The organism is Stenotrophomonas sp. YJH_SMC_101-4, from assembly GCF_059370395.1.
Window position 1 is genome coordinate 398,865 of record NZ_JCAFTP010000004.1, and the last position, 23,220, is coordinate 422,084.

A 23,220-nucleotide genomic window follows, 5' to 3' on the forward strand; every position below is an offset into this window, starting at 1 on the left:
GCATGCGTCTGTTGGTGATCGAGGACAACCGCCAGCTGGTGGCCAACCTGTTCGACTATTTCGAGTCGCGCGGGCATGTGCTCGACGTGGCCCCGGATGGCATCACCGGCCTGCACCTGGCCGGAAGCCATCCCTACGACGCGGTGATCCTGGACTGGATGCTGCCGCGCATGGAGGGGCCGGAGGTGCTGCGCCGGCTGCGCACCGAGCATGCATCGGAAGTGCCGGTGATCATGCTGACCGCGCGTGACGAGCTGCCGGACAAGATTGCCGGCTTCCGTGCCGGCGCCGACGACTACCTGACCAAGCCGTTCGCGCTGCCGGAACTGGAGGTGCGGCTGGAAGCGCTGCTGCTGCGCGCGCAGGGCCGCAACCCGCGCAAGCGCCTGCAGGTGGGCGACCTGGTGCTGGATCTGGCGACGCTGGAGGCCCAGCGTGAGGGCCAGGTGCTGCACCTGTACCCGGCGTGCCGCAAACTGCTGGAAGTGCTGATGCGGGCCAGCCCGGGTGCGGTGACACGACAGCAGCTGGAGTTCGCCCTGTGGGGCGACGAGCCGCCGGATGGTGACCTGCTGCGCTCGCATGTCTACGAGTTGCGTCGCAGCGTTGACGGCCCGTTTGCCGAGAAGCTGATCCACACCCTGCCGCGGGTGGGTTATCGGCTGGCCGTGACCACCGGCAGCGACGCTGGCAAGGATACTGATGAAGGCGCGTAAGCCCGGGCCGCTGTACCGGCGCGTGCTGTGGTGGTTGCTGGGCTACCTGGCGCTGCTTTCGCTGGCGGTGTTCAGCGTCGGCAATTACGTGCATGAGCATGCCGAGCACGCTGCCTGGCGCGCGCTGCTCAATTCCGAACTGGACAGCATCGTCGAACATGTCGAACACGAGCCGCACTACCGCTGGCAGGATTCGGACACGCTCAGCCTCTACCGCTTCGACGCGGTCAACCTGCCCGACAGCCTGCGTACCCTGCATCCCGGGCTGCATGACGGGGTGATGGTGAAGGGCCGCGAGACGGCGGTGATGGTGCGCGAGACCGAATCGATGGGGCGGGTCGCGCTGGCGCTGGATATCTCCGACTTCCACGATCTGGAGCAGTTCGCCACGCGCTGGGTGATGCTGGCGGGCGTGATCATGATCTTCGTCACCGTGCTGATGGCGTCCTTCGGCATGGAGCGGATGGTGCGACCGTTGAGCCTGCTGGCGCAGCGCATCGCCGATCTGCGGCCCGGTGCGCAGGGGCAGCGCATAGAGGTCGACCCGCGTGGCAGCTCCGAGCTGCACACGATTGCCGGTGCACTGAACGATTACCTGGACCGCAACGAACAGTTCGTCGAACGCGAGCGGGTGTTCATCAGCACCGCCAGCCATGAACTGCGCACGCCGATCGCGGTGATGACCGGTGCCGCCGAACTGGCGCTGGAGCAACCGGGCCTGCCCGAGCGTGCGCGCCAGCAGATGCAGCGGGTACTGCGCACCGCGCAGAGCGTGGAGCAGCTGATCGAACTGCTGCTGGTGCTGGCGCGTGATCCGGCACGACTGGCGGCGCGTGCCGAGCGCATCGCGCTGGACCAGCTGCTGCCGGAGATCGTCGACGACCATCGCCATCTGTTGGGCGACAAGGACCTGAGCATCGGCATCCAGGCCGCGCCGGTGGACATCGTCGCGCCGCTGGCAGTAGTGCAGGCGGCGATCGGCAACCTGGTGCGCAACGCCATCGAGAACAGTGGCCGTGGCCACATCGAATTGCGGCTGAGTTCGTCGGCGGTGCTGACCCTGCAGGACCCCGGGCATGGCATGAGCCCGGAGGAGATCGCGGCCATCCACGCGCGGATGGCCCGTGGCGAGCGCGCCGATCGTGGCGGCGGCATCGGGCTGGATCTGATCGCGCGGCTCTGCGAGCACCTGGGCTGGACCCTGCAGCTGCAGCCCTGCGAGCCGCGTGGCACGCGTGTCACGCTCGATTTCAGTGCCTCGCGACCGGGCTGATCCGGCCGTCCTGGTAGATGCCAACCCTGGTGGGCATGCTGCCCGTCGACCAAGGTCGACGCCTACCCACGCAATGGCTGTCCGCGTCAACGCCCGTTCGGCCGCGCCACATGCTGGTCGATCAGGATCACGTTGCCGTCGGGATCGGCAAGCTGCAGGTAGCCGGTCCCCTGGCCATCGGGATCGGTGCGGACTGCCAGCGCGATGCCCCTGGCGTCCAGCTCCGCCTGCAGCTCGCGCACATCCTGGAAGTGGGTCAGTTCCTGCTTGTGCTGGTCCCAGCCGGGGTTGAAGGTCAGCAGGTTGCCCTCGAACATGCCCTGGAACAGGCCGATCACGGTGCCGTTGCTGCGCAGCACCAGCCAGTTCTGTGCTGGATCGCCGCCGGTGACCGAGAAGCCCAGGGCTTCGTAGAAGGCACGGGAGGCCGCGAGATCCTTCACCGAGAGACTGACCGAAAAGGCGCCAAGCTGCATGAGTAGGCTCCCTGAGGGGATGGAGGCGTGGTCGGCACTGCAGCATGACCCGGCGTGAAGACAATGTTAATCTCGACCTGCGCCGCTTTATGCGGCGCTTTTTTTTCTCCGCTCTTTCGATCGACAGAGGATCCCGTGCCGACCGAACCCGCTACTGCCCTGATCAGCAACGACATCGTTGGACTGGGCCTGATTGCCGCCACCCTGGCCCTGATCTTCTGGGCCGCCAGTGGTCCGACCCCGCTGCTGAAGAAGATCTTCGCCTGGGTGCCGGCACTGCTGCTGTGCTATTTCATCCCCGCCATCTACAACACCGCTGGTGTCATCGATGGCCACAACACCTCGCTGTACAACCCGGTCGCGCGTGACGTGCTGCTGCCGGCCGCGCTGGTCCTGCTGACCCTGTCGATCGACCTGAAGGGCGTCATCAAGCTCGGGCCGAAACTGCTGCTCGTGTTCTGCGCCGGTACCGCCGGCATCATGCTCGGCGCTATCGTCTCGTTCCAGCTGATGAAGCTGATCCATCCGGAAACCGTGGCCGGTGATACCTGGGCGGGCATGGCGGCGCTGGCCGGCAGCTGGATCGGTGGCGGCGCCAACATGGTCGCCATGCGCGAAGTGTTCGGCACCGATGCCACCACCTTCGGCCAGTTCGCCGTGGTCGACGTGGCCTGCGCCAGCCTGTGGATGGCGATCCTGCTGTTCCTGGCCAACCGCGCACAGCAGATCGACACCCGCAATGGTGCCGACACCCGCGCCATCGACGAGATGAAGGCACGCATCAGTGCCTACGAGGCGCAGAACGCGCGCATTCCCAGCATGACCGACCTGATGGTGATCGTCGGCGTGGCACTGGGCGGCGTCGGCCTGGCCCATGCGATCGCCGCGCCGCTGGCGGGCTGGTTCAAGGCCCATGTCAGCTGGGCCAGCCAGTTCAGTCTGGACAGCCAGTTCGTGTGGGTGATCCTGCTGTCCACCGCGATGGGCCTGGGCCTGAGCTTCACTCGTGCACGCAGGTTGGAAGCGGCCGGTGCATCGCGGCTGGGCACGGTGTTCCTGTACTTCCTGATCGCCTGCATCGGCATGCAGATGAACCTGTTGTCGCTGCTGGACCGGCCATGGCTGTTCCTGCTCGGTGCGATCTGGATGGCCACGCACGTGCTGGTGCTGTGGGTCGTGGCCAAGCTGCTGCGCGCGCCGCTGTTCTTCTTCGCCATTGGCTCGCAGGGCAACATCGGCGCTGCGGCCTCGGCGCCGGTGGTGGCAGCGGCGTTCCATCCGACGCTGGCCCCGGTGGGCGTGCTGTTGGGCACGGTGGGCTATGCCACTGGTACCGGCCTGGCGTATGTCACCGGTCTGATCCTGAAGTGGATGGCCACCGGCTGAGGAGGCCAGCCAGGCGGCGCCCGGCACCCGCGGTAGTGCCGGCCGCTGGTCGGCAACCTCAACATCAAAAGCCAGAGCGGCATTCCGTGTGATGACGGGGTGGGTCCGGTTGAGGGGGACGGCGTGAATACGTCCATGTAGCCTCGGTCGCGCCATCCATGGCGCTCACGCCCCCTCAACCGGACCCACCCCGCCTCCGACAGTTTTCCGCGATCTGCTGGATCCACGCCATGCGTGAATCAATTCCATCGGTATCCATGAACAAAGAAGGGGGCGGCTCCGTTTTCCAACGAAAACGAATCCGACCCCAGATGTTTCGCACCGTCCCCGGAAATCTGTCAAAGGCGGGGCGGGGTGGGCTTGCAGGACCGTTGGCGCCATGGATGGCGCCATCGAGCCCCCAGGGACGGGTTTACGGCGTGTCCTGCGAACCCACAGCGCCCCGCCAAACCCACAGAAAGCCAGAGCCGACGCTCCAGCAGTTGCAGTTGCAGTTGCTCCGGCCTCTGCGGGCGCCGGGCTGCAAGCCCGGCACCCAACCCTCAACAGCAGCGGCCACCGTTGCGTCCGCCGTAACGCGCTTCCTGGCGTTCGCGGAAGAACGTCTTGTAGTCCATCGGCTCCTGGTCCGGATGCTTTTCCAGCATGTGCCGGACGTAGTTGTCGTAATCAGGAATGCCACAGCACAGCCGTGCGGTCTGCACCAGGCGCCGCCAGATGCGGCGGTGGGCCTGGTACTGGCCGGCGGGAACCAGTTGCGTGCTCATCACAGATCCACCATTTCATGCGGCTTCAGCGCCACGTACGGGGTCTCGCGGTCGCTGCGCTGCGGATTGCGGCGGGCCGCCAGGATGGTCTTGATCGAATACACCAGCACCGCGCCCACCACCAGCAGGAACAGCGCGGTCAGGCCGGTGTTGACGTAGGCGTTGACCACGATCTGCTTCATCTGCGCCACTGACTTGGCCGGTGCGGTGATGGTGTCGCTGGCGAGCGCGGCCTGGAACTTGTGTGCCTGTGCCAGGAAGCCCTGTGCCGGGTTGCTGTCGAAGATCTTGATGAAGCCGGCGTAGGTGGTGCAGATCAGCAGCCACACTGCCGGTACTGCGGTAACCCACGCATAGCGGTCACGCTTCATCTTGAACAGCACCACCGTGCCCAGCATCAGCGCGATACCGGCCAGCATCTGGTTGGAGATGCCGAACAGCGGCCACAGTGTCTGGATGCCACCGAACGGATCGACCACGCCGGTGTAGAGCAGGTAGCCCCACAGCGCCACGCAGCCTGCGGTACCGATGATGTTGGCGGTCCACGACTCGGTCTTCTTCAGGGCCGGCACGAAGTTGCCCAGCAGGTCCTGCAGCATGAAGCGTCCGGCGCGGGTACCGGCGTCCACCGCGGTCAGGATGAACAACGCCTCGAACAGGATCGCGAAGTGGTACCAGAACGCCATCATCGCGTCGCTGCCACTGGGAATTGCTTCGTGCAGGATCTGCGCGATGCCCACCGCCAGTGTCGGCGCACCACCGGCACGATGCAGGATGGTCGGTTCGCCGATCGCCGCCGCGGTCGCAGTCAGCTGTTCGGGCGTGATGGTGAAGCCCCAGGTGTTGGTGATGTAGTGCGCCGCCGAGGCCGCGTCGGCACCGATCACCGCGGCCGGGCTGTTCATCGCGAAGTAGATGCCCGGGTCGATGATCGATGCGGCCACCAGTGCCATCACCGCTACGAACGATTCCATCAGCATGCCGCCGTAGCCGATGTAGCGCATGTGCGCTTCATTGGCCAGCAGCTTCGGCGTGGTGCCCGAGGAAATCAGGGCATGGAAACCAGAGACCGCACCGCAGGCGATGGTGATGAACAGGAACGGGAACATGCCGCCCTTCCACACCGGACCATCACCGCTGGCGGCGAACTGGGTCAGCGCCGGCATCTTCAGTTCCGGCATCACCACCAGGATGCCGATGGCCAGCGCGATGATGGTGCCGATCTTGAGGAAGGTCGACAGGTAATCACGCGGGGCCAGCAGCAGCCACACCGGCAGCACCGAGGCGACGAAGCCGTAGCCGATCAGCATCCAGGTGATCTGGGTGCCGGTGAAGGTGAACGCCGGGCCCCAGACCGGATCGGCGGCGACCTTGCCGCCGTACCAGATCGCAGCCAGTAGCAGGATCAGGCCAACCACCGAGATCTCGCCGATCTTGCCGGGGCGGATGTAGCGCATGTACACGCCCATCAGGATCGCGATGGGCATCGTCGCGATCACCGTGAACATGCCCCACGGGCTTTCGGCCAGCGCCTTGACCACCACCATCGCCAGCACCGCCAGGATGATGATCATGATCAGGAACGCGCCGAACAGCGCGATGGTGCCGGGCACCTGGCCCATCTCTTCTCTTACCAGGTCGCCCAGCGAACGGCCGTTGCGGCGGCTGGACAGGAACAGGACCATGAAGTCCTGCACCGCGCCGGCCAGCACCACGCCCACCACCAGCCACAACAGGCCGGGCAGGTAGCCCATCTGCGCAGCCAATACCGGGCCGACCAGCGGGCCGGCACCGGCGATGGCGGCAAAGTGATGGCCGAACAGCACGTGCTTGTTGGTCGGCACGTAGTCCAGGCCATCGTTGTTGATCACCGCCGGGGTGGCCCGGGTCGGATCCAGCTGCATCACCTTGTTGGCGATGAACAGGCTGTAGAAGCGGTAGGCGACCAGGTACAGCGAAACCGCTGCCACCACGATCCACAGTGCGTTGATGTGTTCGCCGCGGCGCAGGGCCACGGTGCCCAGACAGAATGCGCCGAGCAGGGCGAGTACCGCCCAGCCCAGTTTGGAAAACCCTTTCATGAGGTGCTCTCTCCCGGAAAGACAGACAAAGAGTCCCGCGTGCCCTCGACAGGGTCAATTGGCACAGGACGAATCGGCGGTAGTACTTTGGTCGTACGTTTGTTGTGCTGACGTGCAGCGAACATCAGGGATGGAACAATCGGTTGCGGCGCCGTCCATTGGCGTGCGGCCGTGTGGCGCCCATCTTCAGTGGCATCCATCCAACAGGAGTCGCCATGAGCTTTCCCGAACCGGTCCGCGTGCTGCGGACCATCCGTGGCATGCCCACCTCCGACGGTGCCGGCGTGCGCCTGACCCGCGTCATCGGTGGCCCCACGCTGCCCGACCTGGATCCGTTCCTGCTGCTCGATGAGTTCGGTACCGATCGTGCCGAGGACTACATCGCCGGGTTTCCGGAGCATCCGCACCGCGGCTTCGAAACCGTCACCTACATGCTCGACGGGCGCATGCGGCATCGCGACAACCACGGCAACGAAGGCCTGCTGACCCCGGGCAGCGTGCAGTGGATGACCGCTGGCCGTGGCCTGGTGCATTCGGAGATGCCCGAGCAGGAGAGCGGGCAGATGCGCGGGTTCCAGCTGTGGGTGAACCTGCCGGCGAAGGAGAAGATGACGGATCCGAAGTACCAGGAATTCGCGCCCGAGCGCATTCCCGTGGTGCACCCGGAGCCGGGCGTGGACGTGAAGGTGATTGCCGGCAGCGTGGATGGCACGCAGGGCCCGATCGTGCAGCCGGCCACCGATCCGCTGTACCTGGACATCACGCTGGCCCCGGATCGCGCCTGGACCTATGCGTTGCCGGAAGGGCACAACGCCTTTGCATACGTGTTCGAAGGTGGCGTGACCGTGGGGGAGCAGGACGCCGCGCGTGACGTGGCACGCCAGGAGCTGGCGGTGCTGGGCGGCGGTGAGCAGCTGCACCTTTCGGCCGGCAGCGAAGGCGCGCGGCTGATCCTGGTGGCCGGCCGTCCGCTGCGCGAACCGGTGATGCGCCACGGGCCGTTCGTGATGAACACACGGCAGGAACTGATGCAGGCCTTCGTCGATTTCCAGGAAGGCAAGTTCTGAGGGAGTGCCGGCCGCTGGCCGGCAACCTCTTCTGATCGGGAACGAAGCGTTTGCCGGCCAGCGGCCGGCACTACCGTCGGATCGGGTCGCATTGCGGGGATGCTGCCAGGCAGTCATCCCCGTCACCTTCAGCGCCCCGCGGCCACGGCCGACGGGGTCAGGCTCATGCCCTGCGCCAGCTGCTGCAGCGAGCCCAGTTCCTGGGCGCTGTCCGGATACAGCGAAATCTGCGCGTAACGCCCTTTGTCGAGCTTGACCACACTGATGCGGCGCTCGGCATAGCCGGGCGGCTGCTGGCCTCCCAGATCGGGCTGGTACCAGTACAGCGACTCACCGCCGAAGCTGCCCTTTTCCTGGCGCAGCGAGCGGTTCAATGGAAGGTTGGGATCGCGCGCACTGAGCATCAGGCTCAGTACCTCGCGGCCGTCCCCGGTGCTGGCGCGGCAGACCAGGAAATCGGCCTGTGCCTGCTGTTGCCACTGCAGGCCACTGCTGGCCGGCAATGAAGGACATTCGGTGGGAGCCTGCGCAGCGGCCTGGGCCGCAGCGAACAGCAGGCTCGACAACACTACAGGCGCGAACTTCATGCATCCCCCAAGGTGGTGTGTCGTTGGCTCCGCCGGATGGACCGGCAGCCTTGGCATCCCATCCCCGGATGCCACCCCGGCCGGCATGTGCACGGACGGTCAACTCAACCTTAACGGAACGTGAGCGATCGCACAAATTGCGGTTACAAGCGTAACCATTGCGGCCGAAGGTCGGCCGCAATGGTCCGCACAGGCCTCAGCGGTCGTTGCCGATCCACTTGTAGATGATGCCACCGATCGCGCCGCCCAGCAGCGGAGCGACCCAGAACAGCCACAACTGGCTGACCGCGCCGCTGCCGGCGAAGAAGGCCACCGCCGTGGAGCGGGCCGGGTTCACCGAGGTATTGGTGACCGGAATGCTGATCAGATGGATCAGGGTCAGCGACAGGCCGATCGCCAGCGGCGCGAAACCGGCCGGTGCCTTGCCGTGGGTGGCGCCCATGATCACGATCAGGAACACCGCGGTCAGCACCACTTCGCACAGGAAAGCCGCCGCCACGCTGTAGCCGCCGGGCGACAGCGCGCCATAGCCATTGCTGGCGAACGCACCGGCCTGACTGCCGTCGATGGCGAAGCCACTGGCGCCGGAGGCGATCTGCAGCAGGATGAAGCCGGCCAGCAGGCCGCCGGCGACCTGGGCGATGATGTAGGGCACCAGGTCCTTGGTCGGGAAGCGGCCGCCAGCCCACAGCCCGACGCTGACTGCCGGGTTGAAGTGCGCGCCGGAGATGTGGCCGAACGCATAGGCGCCGGTCACCACGGTCAGGCCGAAGGCGAGCGCCACGCCGAGGAAACCGATACCCAGCGGATTGCCGTCACCCCCGAACTTGGCGGCCAGCACCGCGCTGCCACAGCCACCCAGAACCAGCCAGAACGTGCCGAGGAACTCGGCGGACAAGCGTTTACCCATGCTCATGTGTTGCACTCCTTTGACGGTCGAAAGTGTGATTTATGTCACATTTCAGTGATCAGCGGGTGACTGTAGTGTCAACGCCGGGTGCAGGGATACACCTTCGGATGTGTGCAACACGCGATGTTCAGTACTGCGGCAGCGGGATGAATTCCTTGTCGTCGCCGGGGATGGTGCCGAATCGGCCCGCTTCCCAATCGTGCTTGGCCTGCTCGATACGCTCCTTCGAGCTGGATACGAAGTTCCACCACAGATGACGCGGGCCATCCAGCGGCTCGCCGCCGAACAGCATCGCCTTCACCGGCGTCTTCGCGCGCAGGCGGCCACGTGCGCCGGCTTCCGGGATCACCAGGTGCTGGGCGGGGATGTCCACGCCGTCCAATTGCGCGTCGCCTTCGAGGATGTACAACGCGCGCTCGCGGTGGCCATTGTCGATATCGATCTCCGCATCCGGGTCGAGGTCGATTGCTACGTTGAGGGTGTCGGCGAACACCTTCACCGGCGATTCCTCGCCATAGGCACGCCCGGCGATCACCCGCAGCCAGGCACCATTGCGGCGCTGCTCGGGGAGGGTGGCCGCGGCATGGTGGTAGAAGGCCGGTTCGATTTCCTCATGCGACTTCGGCAACGCCACCCAGGTCTGCATGCCATGGATCGGGTTGTCATGGTCGCGGTCCGGTTGTGGCGTGCGCTCGGAATGGGCGATGCCGCGGCCGGCGGTCATCCAGTTGACGTCACCGGGACGGATCACCTGGTCCGACCCCAGCGTGTCGCGGTGGCCGATCGCGCCCGACCACAGGTAGGTCACGGTGGCCAGGCCGATATGTGGATGCGGGCGCACGTCGATGGCGGTGCCGGGGTGCATGAGTGCCGGGCCCATCTGGTCGACGAACACGAACGAGCCGATGCTGCGCGCCTGCAGGGTGGGGACGGCGCGACGGACTTCGAGGCCGCCGATGTCGTGCACGCGCGGGGCGATGATGGTGGTCATGCGGGCGTTCTCGCTGGCAGGGATCAGGTGATCAGCATCGCATGCAGCTGTGACGGGCACATGCCCCGTATGGGTAACAGGTTGTTCCAGCCAACGGCGCAGCCCCTCGTGGCTGGCTGGTTGGTCGCTGAAGGCAAAAGCAGAAGCCGCGCTTGGCCGGGCGGGTGGGTGGCGCAGGGGGCGCTGCAAGTACGTCCATGTAAGCTCGATCGCCGCATCCATGCGGCTCACGCCCCTGCGCCACCCACCCGCCCGGCCTCTGACAGTTTCCGTGTGCGTCCAGCCACGGAGAAGAAAAAAGAAAATCAAAGTCAGAATCAAACGCCGGTCGCTTCGCTCCTGGTGTCGACCAAGGTCGACACCCACCAGTTCGTAATGATCCGTGCCGACCAACGTCGACATCTACCAGCCATCGCAGTTCACCCACCGTCACCGGGAAACTGTCAGGGGTGGGGCGGTGTCGGGTTGCGGGGTGTCCGCGGCATGGATGCCGCGGCCAAGCCCCCAAGGACGGGTTTACGGCGTCCCCGCAACCCGACACCGCCCCGCCCAACAAACAGAAAAGCCAGAGCCGCTTTGGCTCTGGCTCTGGCTTTTGCTTCGGCGGTTGCCTCTGCGGGTGCCGGGCCGCAGGCCCGGCCGATAAACTCAAACCACTGGTTCGCGCAGGGCGGGGTTGTCCCAGCCGGGGCGCGGGGCGAAACGGTCGCCATGGCGCTGCTGCAATGCCTTCAACCGCTCGACAATCGCATCGGCACCCACCGCACGGATGTGCTGGATCGGACCGCCACGGAACGGGGCGAAACCGGTACCGAAGATCACGCCCGCATCCAGCAGGTCCGCATCGGCCACCACGCCCTCGTGCAGGCACGCCACGGCCTCGTTCAACAGCGGCAGGATCAGGCGGTCCTCCAGATCGGCCGGGGCCTGGTAATCGCTGGCCACGTCCGGCTTCTTCGGCTTGCCGTTTTCCCAGGTGTAGATGCCCTGGCCGTCCTTCTTGCCACGCTTGTCCGGTTCCACCGTCTGCAGTGCGGCCGGAATCTGCAGGCCCAGGAACGGCGCCAGTTCGCGGCCGACGCCTGCGGCCACGTCCAGGCCCACGGTGTCGATCAGTTCGATCGGCCCCATCGGCATGCCGAACTTCACCGCGGCCTTGTCGATCACCGGGCCCGGGATGCCTTCGGCGTAGGCAGTGGCGGCTTCCAGCATGTACGGGAACAGCACGCGGTTGACCAGGAAGCCCGGGCTGCCGGCCACCGGCACCGGGAACTTGCCCAGCGCCTTGCAGAACGCGGCCAGGCGGCGCTCGGTCTCCGGCGCCATGCCGTCGTGATGGATGATCTCCACCAACGGCATCTGCGCGACCGGGTTGAAGTAATGCAGGCCAGCGAACTGTGCTGGGCGCTGGATGTGGTCGCGCAGTTCCACCAGCGGAATCGACGAGGTGTTGGTGGTCAGCAGTGCGTCCACCTTCATCTTCGGTTCCAGCGTCTGGTACAACGCACGCTTGGCTTCCGGATTCTCGATGATCGCTTCGATCACCAGGTCGGCCTCGGCCACGCCGTTGCCATCCAGGTCGGCGCGCAGGCGTGCCGCCACGGCAGGGCGCTTGCTCTCGTCGCGCACCTTCTTGGCGAACAGCGCCTGCGCGCGTTCCATGGCGGGATCGATGAAGCGCTGCTCGCGGTCCTGCAGGGTCACCTCGAAGCCCTTGTAAGCGGCCCATGCGGCGATGTCGCCACCCATCACGCCGGCGCCGACCACGTGCACGTGGCGGATGCCGGAGTCACCGCCGCCCAGGCCCTTCAGGCGCTCGGTCAGGAAGAAGATGCGGATCAGGTTGCGCGCGGTCGGCGTGCTGGCCAGCTTCACCACTGCGCGGCGTTCGGCATCCAGGCGCGCCTGGATCGGCTTGCCGCCGCTGCGCTGCCAGGTGCTGATCAGCGCGTACGGCGCCGGGTACTGGTCCTTCTTGGCCTTGCGTGCGACCTGCTTGACCATCTGCGGTGCCAGCAAAGTGCGTGCCAGCCAGGTATTGGTGGCCCAGGCCGTCGCGCGCTGCTTGAACGGGCGGGTGGTGCCGGACAGCGCCAGCGCCACGGCGGTGTCGAGCACCACCGCCGGTGCCACCACCTTGTCGACCAGGCCGATGCCACGCGCGGCCGAGGCCGACAGGGTGCGGCCGGTCAGCATCATGTCCATCGCCGCCGGGGCGCCCACCAGCTGCGGCAGGCGTGCACTGCCGCCCCAGCCCGGGAAGATGCCCAGCTGGGTCTCCGGCAGGCCGATGCGGGTGCTGCTGTCATTGGAGGCCACGCGGTAGCGGCAGGCCAGTGCCAGTTCGGTGCCGCCGCCCAGGCAGTGGCCGTGGATGGCCGCCACGGTCGGGCAGGGCAGCTCGGCCAGCTTCTGGTAAGTGGCCTGGCCGCGACGGATGGCGTCGTTGACGGTGCCGCGGCGGTCGAACTCCTGGAACTCCTTCAGGTCCGCACCGGCAATGAAGCCGGCCTTCTTCAGCGACTGGATCACCACGCCCTTGGGCGGGTCCAGCGCAATGCGCTCGAGCAGGTCGCCCAGTTCCAGCAGCACGTCCTGCGACATGGCGTTGACGCTGCTGTCCTGACGATCCAGGGAGAGAACCACCACGCCGTCGTCGCGGATCTCGGGGTGCCAGTGGCTGAAGCGGAGACCATCGAAGCCTGAGAGCATGGACGTTCCATCCGGTTGTGTATGGAGAAGCGGCTATGATCCAGAGGTTGTTTCCCCCGCGTCAAATCCCAATAGCAGGGGAGTGGCGACCCCGGATCCATGGCCGTGGACCGGAACGCTAACGGAACGGTGGTTAAAAGCTGGTGCGGCGCCAGGTGATCGGCGACTGAACTTTTCCCGGGATTGGCAGTCTCATTGCCCGACGTCGGTTGGGCTGACAGGAGTGCGGCCCCTCATGGCCGATGTTGATACACCTCAGGAGCTGGATCTGGAACTGGTCCGGCGCGTGCAGCACGGCGAGAGCGCCGCGTTCGATGTCCTGGTGCGCAAGTACCAGCATCGCGTGGTGGCCGTTGTCGGTCGCTACATCGCCGACTGGAGCGAATGTCAGGACGTCGCCCAGGACACTTTCATCCGTGCCTACCGCGCGATCGGAAGTTTCCGTGGCGATGCCCAGTTCTCAACCTGGTTGCATCGAATCGCCGTGAATACCGCCAAAAACTACCTGGCTTCACACAATCGCCGACCGCCGACCGATGACATCGACATCGGGGATGCCGAACAGTTCGACAGCGGGACGCGCCTGCGCGACACCGACACGCCCGAACGCGAGTTGATGCGCCAGGAACTGGAACAGACGGTAATGAAGGCCGTCAACGCGCTGCCGGAAGAGCTCCGGTTGGCGATCACCCTGCGCGAGGTGGAAGGCCTGAGTTACGAGGATATCGCGCAGAAAATGGGGTGCCCGATCGGCACCGTGCGCTCACGGATCTTCCGGGCGCGCGAGGCGATCGACACCGAACTCCGGCCGCTGTTGGACATCGGCAGCGCCACCCGTGAGAAGAGCCGCGTATGACCAGTAATCCGTTCAATGAATCGCAGAACCACCAATCGCCCGCCGGGCAGCGCCTGGACCAGCGCCATCGCGAGCAGCTGTCGGCCCTGGTCGATGGCGAGCTGGGCGCCGATGAAGCGCGCTTCCTGCTGCGCCGGATGGAGCACGACCCCGAGCTGGCCGGCTGCCAGGAACGCTGGCAGCTGCTGGGCGACGTGATGCGCGGACAGGCGTCGGCGCTGGCGCCGGCCGGCTTCAGTGCTGCCGTGGCCGCCGCCATCGCCGCCGAACCGGCGCCGCAGGCCGAGCCGCGTCGTCAGGTACGCCGCAGTGGTTGGCGGGCCTGGGGCGGTGGCGCCGCACTGGCCGCATCGGTGGCGGCGGTGGCCCTGTTCATGGGCGGTGAGAAGCTGAAGGAGGCCACCCCGGGCGAGCCGTTGGCACCGCAGGTGATCGCCAGCCAGGCCGAACTCGCGCCGGCACCGACGACGCCGGCTCCGGTGACCGAAGCCTCGGTGGATACCGCCGCAATGGCCGTGGCCGGTGTACCGGCAGTGGCCATGGCCGCTGCCAGCCGGCGCCAGGACACCCGTCGCGCCAGCGCTACCCGCAGCCAGCAGGCCGCGCGTGCCGCCCAGCGTGAGGACATGCCGCAACGCGCTGTGGCCGCCGCACAGGCGCCGTTGACCCCGACCGTGCCGGCCAATGCCAGCCGCAACATGCCGTTCGGTGAGGTCGGTGGCCTGCAGGCGCGACCGTGGCCGCGCTCCAGCCTGGCGCCCGCTGCCGGCGGCGCGCTCAATGCGAGCTTCCCGGCCCATGCCGGGGGCGCGGCGTTCTACCCGTTCGAGCCGCGCCTGCAGGACGACCTGCCGGTGCCGCCGCGCCCGCGCGACTGAGCCGGGCGCTTTCATGCCCCGCCGTCGGCGGGGCCCGTATTCCTCTTTCCATCCGATCCGGAGGTTGCCGTCCGATGACTCCCCGACTCCGCACGCAGGCCATTGGCCTGCTGGCCCTGACCCTGCCGTTGATGGCCTGCGCGCAGGCCCCGGCTCCGGCCGCCCAGACCCAGGCCGCGCCGGCCGCCGCGCCGCGGGCGCCGGCCCAGCCGCTGGTCACGGGCCTGCCTGACTTCACCAATCTGGTCGAACAGGTCGGGCCTGGCGTGGTCAACGTCGACACCACCATCGTCCGCAACAACCGCCAGGCCTCACGGGGCCCGATGGGCGGCGGCGATGACATGCCGGAGTTCTTCCGCCGCTTCTTCGGCCCGGATTTCCCGATGCCGGGGCAGGGCCCGGGCGGCCCGGACGGTGGCCCGAGCATCAAGGGCCGCGGCATGGGCTCGGGCTTCATCATCTCGCCCGATGGTTATGTACTGACCAACTACCACGTGGTGGCCGATGCCAGCGAGGTGAAGGTCAAGCTGGGTGACCGCCGTGAGTTCACCGCGAAAGTGGTGGGCAGCGACCAGCAGTACGATGTCGCACTGCTGAAGATCGACGGCAAGAACCTGCCGACCGTGCGCGTTGGCGACTCCAACTCCCTCAAGCCGGGTCAGTGGGTGGTCGCGATCGGCTCGCCGTTCGGCCTCGATCACTCGGTCACTGCCGGCGTGGTCAGCGCCCTCGGCCGCAGCACCGGCGGTCCGGACCAGCGCTACGTGCCCTTCATCCAGACCGACGTGGCGATCAACCAGGGCAACTCCGGGGGCCCGCTGCTGAACACCCGTGGCGAAGTGGTCGGCATCAATTCGCAGATATTCTCCGCGTCGGGCGGCTACATGGGCATCAGCTTCGCGATCCCGATCGACCTGGCGATGAGTGCGGTCGAGCAGATCAAGAAGACCGGCAAGGTCACCCGCGGCCAGCTCGGCGCGGTGGTGCAGGAAATCGACGGCCTGAAGGCGCAGGCGATGGGCCTGCCGGACAGCCGCGGCGCCCTGGTCAACCAGATCGTGCCGGATTCGGCTGCAGCCCGGGCCGGGGTGAAGATCGGCGATGTGATCCGCTCAGTGAACGGCGCGCCGGTCAACAGCTGGTCCGACCTGCCGCCGCTGATCGGCGCGATGGCACCGGGCAGCCGGGTCACCCTGGGCGTGATCCGCGATGGCAAGCCGCGTGACCTCAGCGCCACCCTGACCGCCCTGACCGAAGACGGGCAGGCCAGTTCGCGTGGCCCGGCCACCGGCGACAGCGATGCGGCGCCGCAGGCCGGCGCCAATGCCCTGCTGGGGCTGGACGTCAGTGACCTGACCGCGCCGCAGCGCAAGCAGCTGGGCCTGGAATCGGGCGAAGGCGTGCGCATCACCGGGGTCAAGGGCCAGGGCGCGCGTGATGCGGGCCTGTCTCCGGGCATGGTGATCCTGCAGGTGGCCAGCACCCAGGTCGGCAGCGTGGACGCGCTGAACCGTGCGCTGTCCAGCTACAAGAAGGGCGACGTGGTGATGCTGCTGGTACGCACCGGCAGCGGCAACAGCGCGTTCGTAGCGGTCAAGGCCGGCCAGTAAGGCCTGCCGGGGCCGCTTCGGCGGCCCCGGCTTCTCCTCCGAAGCCCCGCCCCGGCGGGGCTTCGGCCGTTCCGGACCCGGTCCGATGAGGCCGTTTTCGCGGGCGGGCGCCGGGCATGCGATAATCGACCGTTACCCTGACGACGCCGCGCGCCGCCGCCACCTATGTCTTCTGATTCGATGCGGAACATCCGCAACTTCTCCATCATCGCCCATGTCGACCACGGCAAGTCCACGCTGGCCGACCGCATCATCCAGCTCTGTGGTGGCCTGCAGGCCCGCGAGATGGAAGCGCAGGTGCTCGACTCCAACCCGATCGAGCGCGAGCGTGGCATCACGATCAAGGCGCAGTCGGTGTCGCTGCCGTACCTGGCCAAGGACGGGCAGACCTACCATCTGAACTTCATCGACACCCCCGGCCACGTCGACTTCTCCTATGAAGTCAGCCGCTCGCTGGCCGCCTGCGAAGGCGCGCTGCTGGTGGTCGATGCGGCCCAGGGCGTGGAAGCGCAGTCGGTGGCCAACTGCTACACCGCCGTGGAGCAGGGCCTGGAAGTGGTGCCGGTGATCAACAAGATCGACCTGCCCACCGCCGACATCGAGCGCGCCAAGGCCGAGATCGAGGCCGTGATCGGCATTGACGCCTCCGACGCCGTGCCGGTCAGTGCCAAGACCGGCCTGAACGTGCAGGACGTGCTGGAAGCGATCGTGCACCGCATTCCGCCGCCGAAGCCGCGCGACACCGAGAAGCTGCAGGCGCTGATCATCGACTCCTGGTTCGACAACTACCTGGGCGTGGTCTCGCTTGTGCGCGTGATGCAGGGCGAGATCAAGGCCGGTGACAAGCTGCAGGTGATGTCCACCGGCCGCAACCACCAGGTCGACAACGTCGGCGTGTTCACCCCGAAGCGCAAGGTGCTGCCGGCGCTGCGTGCAGGTGAAGTGGGCTGGGTCACCGCCAGCATCAAGGACGTGCACGGTGCGCCGGTCGGCGACACCCTGACCCTGGCCGGCGACCCGGCACCGAAGCCGCTGCCGGGCTTCCAGGAAATGCAGCCGCGCGTGTTCGCCGGCCTGTTCCCGGTCGATGCCGAGGACTATCCGGACCTGCGCGAAGCGCTGGACAAGCTGCGCCTGAACGATGCCGCGCTGCGCTTCGAGCCGGAAAGCTCCGAGGCGATGGGCTTCGGCTTCCGCTGCGGTTTCCTCGGCATGCTGCACATGGAAATCGTGCAGGAGCGCCTGGAGCGCGAATACAACCTGGACCTGATCAGCACCGCGCCGACGGTGGTGTATGAAGTCCTGAAGACCGATGGCTCGATCATCAACATGGACAACCCGGCCAAGCTGCCGCCGGTGAACCAGGTCGAGGAGATCCGCGAGCCGATCATCCGTGCCAACGTGCTCACCCCCGAGGAGTACATCGGCAACATCATCAAGCTGTGCGAAGAAAAGCGCGGCAGCCAGATCGGCATCAACTACCTGGGCAGCCAGGTGCAGATCAGCTACGAGCTGCCGATGGCCGAAGTGGTGCTGGACTTCTTCGACAAGCTGAAGTCGGTCAGCCGTGGCTATGCCTCGCTGGACTACCACTTCGTGCGCTTCGACGCCGGCCCGTTCGTGCGCGTGGATGTGCTGATCAACGGTGACAAGGTCGATGCGCTGTCGCTGATCGTGCACCGCAGCCATGCCGACCGCCGCGGCCGCGAGCTGTGCGAGAAGATGAAGGACCTGATCCCGCGCCAGATGTTCGACGTGGCCATCCAGGCCGCCGTCGGCTCGCAGATCATCGCCCGTACCACGGTCAAGGCCATGCGCAAGAACGTGCTGGCCAAGTGCTATGGTGGCGACGTTTCGCGCAAGAAGAAGCTTCTGGAAAAGCAGAAGGAAGGCAAGAAGCGCATGAAGCAGGTCGGCCGCGTGGAGATCCCGCAGGAAGCGTTCCTGGCCGTGCTGCAGATGGACAACAAGTAAGCCCGCACCGGCCCTGCGGGGCCGGTCGTCCGGTGACGTTGCAAAGGACCCTGAATGAAACTGTTTGAGATCCTCCTGGTCGTGCTGACCCTGGCCTCGGGCCTGATCCTGCTCGCGGACAAGCTGTACCTTGCCAAGCGGCGTGCCCAGCGCGCCGGCCTGCTCGATTCCGAGCCGGTGCTGGTGGACTACTCGCGTGCGTTCTTCCCGGTGCTGGCGATCGTGCTGATCGTGCGCAGTTTCATCGCCGAGCCGTACAAGATCCCGTCCAGCTCGATGATGCCGAACCTGTTGATCGGTGATTTCATCCTGGTCAACAAGTTCTCCTACGGCCTGCGCCTGCCGATCAGCAACACCAAGATCGTGCCATTTGGCGAGCCGTCGCGTGGCGATGTGGTGGTGTTCCACTTCCCCGGCCACAGCGACAACGACCCGGCAAAGGGCGAGAACTTCATCAAGCGCGTGATCGGCGTGCCGGGTGACACCGTGGTCTTCGAAGGCGACGGCATGATCCTCAATGGCGAACCGCTGAAGTACGACAACAAGGGCATCTACGCCGGCCACAAGGGTCAGGGCGAGGGCGCCAACCTGCTGGTCGAGCACCTGCCGGGCCGCACCCACACGGTGCTGGAGACCGACTACCCGCGTGGCCAGGGCCAGTGGACCGTGCCGGCCGGCAAGTACCTGGTGATGGGCGACAACCGTGACAACAGTGACGATGGCCGTTTCTGGGGCCTGCTGCCGGAAGAGAACCTGCGCGGCAAGGCCTTCCTGATCTGGCTGAACTGCCAGGGCTGGTTCTGCAAGGATGGTTTCGAGCCGTCGCGGATCGGCTCGAGCATCAACTGACCGGGCATCAACCGGGTATTTTCACATCCAACGCGTATCTGGGGAGAACGCAATGAAGACGATGAACACGCAGCGTGGCATGACCCTGACCTCGTTCCTGACGGTCCTGATCGTGGTTGGCTTCTTCCTCTACATCGGCATGAAGCTGTTCCCGATGTACCAGGAGTACTACGCGGTGCGCTCGGCGATGAAAAGCCTGGCCAACGAGCCGGGCGTGGGCAGCATGGAGCCGGCGCGCATCCAGGACCTGTTCTTCAAGCGCCTGTACATCAACTACTCGGACAATGTGAAGCCGGCCAACGTGAAGTTCGACCGTCGCGACAATGGCTGGACCCTCAAGGTCAACTACGAAGTGCGCCGTCAGCTGATCGGCAACCTCGATGTGGTTGGCAAATTCGATTCTTCCCAGGACCTGACACGAAGCGGTGCCCAGTAAATTCATCCAACGTGGCGACCTGATTGGTCATGCCTTCAGCGACCCGGCCCTGCTCAAGCAGGCGCTGACGCATCGCAGTGCCGGTGCGCCGCACAACGAGCGCCTGGAGTTCCTCGGCGACAGCATCGTCAACATGATGGCGGCCGAGGCCTTGTACCGACGTTGGCCCAAGGCTGACGAAGGGGCGATGACCCGTGCCCGTGCCGAGCTGGTGCGTGAAGGCGCGCTGGCGGTGATCGGGCGCACCCTGGAACTGGGCGAGCGGCTGACCCTGGGCCCGGGCGAAATGAAGTCCGGCGGTCATCGCCGCGACTCGATCCTGGCCGATGCGGTGGAAGCCGTGGTGGCCGCGATCTACCTGGATGCCGGCTTCGAGGCCTGCCGGGCGGTGGTACTGCCCTGGTTCAGTGCTTCGATCGAGGCGCTGCCGGCCTCCGGCCGGCCCGAGAAGGACCCCAAGACCCGCCTGCAGGAATGGCTGCAGGCCCGACAGAAGGCGTTGCCGCAGTATGAACTGGTGTCAGAATCCGGTGACGACCACGCCAAGCACTTCCGGGTACGCTGCAACGTAGCCGACCCGGCCGCCAGCATCGAGGGCGAAGGCGCCTCGCGGCGGCTTGCCGAACAACAGGCGGCTGCAGCCGTCCTAGAACAACTGGATTCCAAGTGAGCGAACAAACTTCCCATCATTGCGGCAGCGTGGCCGTCATCGGCCGCCCGAACGTGGGCAAATCGACCCTGACCAATGCCCTGGTCGGCGCCAAGGTCAGCATCGTTTCCAACCGCCCGCAGACCACGCGCCATCGCCTGCTGGGCATCGCCACCTATCCGGAAGGCCAGTTGGTGCTGGTCGACACCCCCGGCCTGCACAAGGTGCAGAAGCGGGCGATGAACCGGGTGATGAACCGTGCCGCGCGCGGCTCGCTGGAAGGCGTCGATGCCGGCCTGCTGGTGATCGAAGCCGGTCGCTGGGACGAAGAAGACAGCCTGGCCTTCAATGTTCTGCGCGACGCCGGTATCCCGGTGGTGCTGGTGGTCAACAAGATCGACCGTCTGAAGGACAAGGGCGCGCTGCTGCCGTTCCTGCAGGAAGTCACGGCCGGCCGCGATTTCTCGTCCGTGCACCCGATCTCGGCGCAGAAGCGCAACGGCCTGGAAGCACTGGTACGCGACGTACTGGCGCTGTTGCCGGAAGCGCCGCCAATGTTCGGCGAAGACGAGATCACCGACCGCAGCCAGCGTTTCCTGGCCGGCGAGCTGGTGCGTGAGCAGCTGATGCGCCAGCTCGGCGAGGAACTGCCGTACGCGACCACCGTGGAAATCGAGCGCTTCACTGAAGATGGCAACCTGCTACGCATTGGTGCGGTGATCTGGGTCGAGCGCGAGGGCCAGAAGGCGATCGTGATCGGCAAGGGCGGCACCCGGCTGAAGGAGATTGGTGCCAAGTCCCGCCTGCAGATGGAGCGTCTGTTCGGGGCCAAGGTGTTCCTGGAGACCTGGGTGCGCGTGCGTGAAGGCTGGTCCGACGACGAGGCCGCACTGAAGGCCTTCGGTTACGAGTAAGCCGTTGCGGTCGCTTCGATGATGATCGAGGACGACACTGGCTTCGTGCTGCACGCACGGGCCTACCGCGAGACCAGTCTGCTGGTCGAAGTGTTGAGTGCGCAGCATGGCCGGATCGGCCTGCTCGCGCGTGGCGTATCCACCGCCAAGGGACAGGTGCTGCGGGCCGCTCTGCAGCCGCTGCAGTGGATCCGCTTCAGTGCCCAGCAGCGGGGCGAACTGGCCCAGCTGCGGGGTGCCGAGGCGCTGGATGCCGCGCCACGCCTGGTCGGCCAGGCGATGCTGGCCGGCTTCTACCTGAGTGAACTGACCCTGCGCCTGGCCCCGCGCCAGGACCCGCTGCCTGAGTTGTACCTGGCCTACGGCGAGGCACGTGCGCGGCTGGCCGTGGGCGCCGGCCTGGCCTGGACCCTGCGTCGCTTCGAACGCGAGCTGCTGTCCGCGCTGGGCCTGGGTTTCGATCTGGACAGCGCGAGCGACGGCCAGCCGATCGACCCGGCCGCGCGCTACGAACTGGATCCGCAGGAAGGCGCGCAGCGCCTGCTGAGCGAGCGCGGTGGGGAACGCCGGGCGGCGGCGACTGGCTCGGCGCTGCTGGCGTTGGCGGCCGACGAAGAGCCCCATGCCGCCGACCTGGCCAGCCTGCGTCTGCCGATGCGGCGGGTGCTGGCCCATCACCTGGGCGCCCGCGGCCTGAAGTCCTGGGAAATGCTCGAGCAGCTCGCGCCCCGCAGGTAGGGGATGTTCGGCAGGGCTTGCAGCCCTGCACCTGCCGAATCAACGTCAACGTCAAAAGCAAAAGCTGGTTATCCGTGGGTCGGCGGGGTGGGTCCGGTTGCGGGAGACGCCGTAAACCCGTCCTTGGGGGCTTGGCCGCGGCATCCATGCCGCGGACACTCCCGCAACCGGACCCACCCCGCCTTCGACAGATTCTTGCGAGCTGTTGGACATGCCGACGGGGTCAGATCCGTTTTCCGAAGGAAAACGGATCTGACCCCAGTTTGAATTTCGATATCTGACAGAGATTCATCCACGCATGGCGTGGATCTACTGGCCACCGGTCAACTGTCGAAGGCGGGGCACTGTGGGTTTGCGGGGTGTGAGCGCCATGGATGGCGCGACCAAGGCTACATGGACGTACTTGCGCCGTCCCCGCATACCCACAGTGCCCCGCCATCCCACGGGATGGCTGCTGTTGCCGTTGCTTCGGCTGTTGCTCTGGCTTGAAGCAGGTGCAGGGCTGCAAGCCCTGCCGCCCCCCCCTCAGTGCAGGAGCGCTGCCACCGCCGCGCGGAACCCGTCCTGGGCCTGCCCGGACTCCGGCGCATGATGCAGCTGCCGCACCGCGCGTCCCAGCCGTGCCGCGCCGACGAAGCCACAACTGGCCTGCAACCGGTGCAGCTGGCTGCGCAGCTGACGCTCGTCGTGCTGGTCCACGGCCTGCTCGACCGCGTCGCGTACCCCCGGCAACTCGGCCAGGAACAGCTCGCGCAGGGCGATCAGGTGGTTGCGCTGGCCATTGAGCGCGGCCAGTGCCGCGGTCTCGTCCCAGTCCTGCACCTGCAGCTCGACCGCTGCCGGGGCCGGGGCGACAAAGATCCCCGCGGGGCTGTTCACCAGCGCGCGGCGCACGGCTTTCAGCAACTGGTCGCGGCCCAGCGGCTTGACCAGCGTGTCGCTGAAGCCAGCTTCACGCAGGCGGGCATGGATGGAGGTGTCGCCGTCGGCGGTATGCGCCAACGCCGGGGTGTCGGGGTGTGAACGGCGCAGTTCGCGCAGCAGCTGCGCGCCGTTGCCGTCCGGCAGGTTGACGTCGATCAGCCACAGGTCATGCGCGCCGGGTTCGGCGCTCGCCAGCGCACTGGCCAGTGAATCTGCGGTGTCCACGTCCGCCGGTAACGTTTCCAACGCCGCCTTGAAAAAACCGCGGCTGATGATGTCGTCCTCGACAAGCAGGAAGCGGGGCCGGCTGGCCCGCGGGGTCATCTGCATCAGGGCTGCCTCCATGTCAGCTGTTGCAATCATCAAGCACGGCGGCGGCGGGCGCAAGCGGGTCCGGGCCCTGCCGGTCAGGATCTGCGACAATAC

21 protein-coding genes are annotated in these 23,220 nt (G+C 66.5%); 13 read left to right on the top strand and 8 right to left on the bottom strand.

Annotated features, from left to right (window positions below):
- Positions 1-2 precede the first annotated feature (2 nt).
- Together AC5P8D_RS16045 and AC5P8D_RS16050 are read left to right on the top strand one after the other, a co-directional pair.
- Positions 3-716, top strand: a complete 714-nt coding sequence (locus AC5P8D_RS16045; RefSeq protein WP_010482805.1) for a response regulator transcription factor — start codon at positions 3-5, stop codon at positions 714-716.
- Positions 703-1,989, top strand: a complete 1,287-nt coding sequence (locus tag AC5P8D_RS16050; RefSeq protein WP_049411177.1) for a sensor histidine kinase — start codon at positions 703-705, stop codon at positions 1,987-1,989. Before AC5P8D_RS16045 ends, AC5P8D_RS16050 begins: the two co-directional genes overlap by 14 nt.
- 86 nt (positions 1,990-2,075) lie before the next feature.
- Here AC5P8D_RS16050 and AC5P8D_RS16055 read toward each other — a convergent pair whose 3' ends face one another.
- Positions 2,076-2,465, bottom strand: a complete 390-nt coding sequence (locus tag AC5P8D_RS16055) for a VOC family protein (RefSeq protein WP_010482807.1) — start codon at positions 2,463-2,465, stop codon at positions 2,076-2,078.
- Positions 2,466-2,600: 135 nt separating this feature from the next.
- On the opposite strand from AC5P8D_RS16055, the gene AC5P8D_RS16060 reads away from it, so the two are divergent.
- Positions 2,601-3,851 (top strand): DUF819 family protein, encoded by a 1,251-nt coding sequence (locus AC5P8D_RS16060; protein ID WP_010482808.1) that lies wholly within the window; start codon positions 2,601-2,603, stop codon positions 3,849-3,851.
- A 542-nt stretch (positions 3,852-4,393) separates the two neighbouring features.
- On the opposite strand, the gene AC5P8D_RS16065 is transcribed toward AC5P8D_RS16060, so the two are convergent.
- Both AC5P8D_RS16065 and AC5P8D_RS16070 read right to left on the bottom strand, forming a co-directional pair.
- The gene (locus AC5P8D_RS16065; RefSeq protein WP_005410613.1) at positions 4,394-4,618 is read right to left on the bottom strand and encodes a YbdD/YjiX family protein; all 225 of its coding nucleotides are present in this window, start codon (positions 4,616-4,618) and stop codon (positions 4,394-4,396) included.
- A complete protein-coding gene (locus AC5P8D_RS16070) occupies positions 4,618-6,699 on the bottom strand; it encodes a carbon starvation CstA family protein (protein ID WP_010482809.1) in 2,082 nt (693 codons plus the stop codon). Before AC5P8D_RS16070 ends, AC5P8D_RS16065 begins: the two co-directional genes overlap by 1 nt.
- Positions 6,700-6,914: 215 nt before the next feature.
- Here AC5P8D_RS16070 and AC5P8D_RS16075 point away from each other — a divergent pair, with 215 nt between their 5' ends.
- Positions 6,915-7,766: a pirin family protein gene (locus AC5P8D_RS16075; protein ID WP_049481948.1), complete on the top strand. Its 852-nt coding sequence runs from the start codon at positions 6,915-6,917 to the stop codon at positions 7,764-7,766.
- Between the two features lie 128 nt (positions 7,767-7,894).
- Here AC5P8D_RS16075 and AC5P8D_RS16080 read toward each other — a convergent pair whose 3' ends face one another.
- The 4 genes from AC5P8D_RS16080 to AC5P8D_RS16095 all read right to left on the bottom strand — a co-directional run bounded on the left by AC5P8D_RS16080 (position 7,895) and on the right by AC5P8D_RS16095 (position 12,966).
- Positions 7,895-8,353 (bottom strand): hypothetical protein, encoded by a 459-nt coding sequence (locus tag AC5P8D_RS16080; protein WP_010482811.1) that lies wholly within the window; start codon positions 8,351-8,353, stop codon positions 7,895-7,897.
- Positions 8,354-8,549: 196 nt separating this feature from the next.
- The gene (gene aqpZ / locus AC5P8D_RS16085; protein ID WP_019338641.1) at positions 8,550-9,269 is read right to left on the bottom strand and encodes an aquaporin Z; all 720 of its coding nucleotides are present in this window, start codon (positions 9,267-9,269) and stop codon (positions 8,550-8,552) included.
- A gap of 121 nt (positions 9,270-9,390) precedes the next feature.
- On the bottom strand, positions 9,391-10,254 hold the full coding sequence (locus AC5P8D_RS16090; RefSeq protein ID WP_032129853.1) for a pirin family protein: 864 nt from the start codon (positions 10,252-10,254) through the stop codon (positions 9,391-9,393).
- A gap of 648 nt (positions 10,255-10,902) precedes the next feature.
- The gene (locus tag AC5P8D_RS16095; protein ID WP_054172299.1) at positions 10,903-12,966 is read right to left on the bottom strand and encodes a 3-hydroxyacyl-CoA dehydrogenase NAD-binding domain-containing protein; all 2,064 of its coding nucleotides are present in this window, start codon (positions 12,964-12,966) and stop codon (positions 10,903-10,905) included.
- A 235-nt stretch (positions 12,967-13,201) separates the two neighbouring features.
- Here AC5P8D_RS16095 and rpoE point away from each other — a divergent pair, with 235 nt between their 5' ends.
- The 9 genes from rpoE (at position 13,202) to recO (ending at position 21,870) form a co-directional block, all read left to right on the top strand.
- Positions 13,202-13,822, top strand: a complete 621-nt coding sequence (rpoE, locus tag AC5P8D_RS16100) for an RNA polymerase sigma factor RpoE (protein WP_495203481.1) — start codon at positions 13,202-13,204, stop codon at positions 13,820-13,822.
- Complete coding sequence (locus AC5P8D_RS16105; RefSeq protein ID WP_159360447.1) at positions 13,819-14,700, top strand: sigma-E factor negative regulatory protein; 882 nt, start codon at positions 13,819-13,821, stop codon at positions 14,698-14,700. The genes rpoE and AC5P8D_RS16105 overlap by 4 nt, the downstream gene beginning before the upstream one ends.
- A 74-nt stretch (positions 14,701-14,774) precedes the next feature.
- Entirely contained in the window at positions 14,775-16,310 is a 1,536-nt protein-coding gene (locus AC5P8D_RS16110) for a DegQ family serine endoprotease (protein ID WP_159360446.1), read from the top strand.
- Positions 16,311-16,490: 180 nt separating this feature from the next.
- Complete coding sequence (gene lepA, locus AC5P8D_RS16115; protein WP_010482819.1) at positions 16,491-18,284, top strand: translation elongation factor 4; 1,794 nt, start codon at positions 16,491-16,493, stop codon at positions 18,282-18,284.
- 54 nt (positions 18,285-18,338) lie between these two features.
- Positions 18,339-19,133, top strand: a complete 795-nt coding sequence (lepB, locus tag AC5P8D_RS16120; RefSeq protein ID WP_010482820.1) for a signal peptidase I — start codon at positions 18,339-18,341, stop codon at positions 19,131-19,133.
- Between the two features lie 52 nt (positions 19,134-19,185).
- Positions 19,186-19,569 (top strand): DUF4845 domain-containing protein, encoded by a 384-nt coding sequence (locus tag AC5P8D_RS16125; protein WP_010482821.1) that lies wholly within the window; start codon positions 19,186-19,188, stop codon positions 19,567-19,569.
- Positions 19,559-20,239 (top strand): ribonuclease III, encoded by a 681-nt coding sequence (gene rnc, locus AC5P8D_RS16130; protein ID WP_010482822.1) that lies wholly within the window; start codon positions 19,559-19,561, stop codon positions 20,237-20,239. The genes AC5P8D_RS16125 and rnc overlap by 11 nt, the downstream gene beginning before the upstream one ends.
- Positions 20,236-21,132, top strand: coding sequence for a GTPase Era (era, locus tag AC5P8D_RS16135; RefSeq protein ID WP_010482823.1), 897 nt, complete (start codon positions 20,236-20,238; stop codon positions 21,130-21,132). Before rnc ends, era begins: the two co-directional genes overlap by 4 nt.
- Positions 21,133-21,150: 18 nt before the next feature.
- Positions 21,151-21,870, top strand: a complete 720-nt coding sequence (gene recO, locus AC5P8D_RS16140) for a DNA repair protein RecO (RefSeq protein ID WP_010482824.1) — start codon at positions 21,151-21,153, stop codon at positions 21,868-21,870.
- A gap of 525 nt (positions 21,871-22,395) precedes the next feature.
- On the opposite strand, the gene AC5P8D_RS16145 is transcribed toward recO, so the two are convergent.
- Positions 22,396-23,124, bottom strand: a complete 729-nt coding sequence (locus AC5P8D_RS16145; protein ID WP_010482825.1) for a response regulator — start codon at positions 23,122-23,124, stop codon at positions 22,396-22,398.
- Positions 23,125-23,220: the final 96 nt, after the last annotated feature.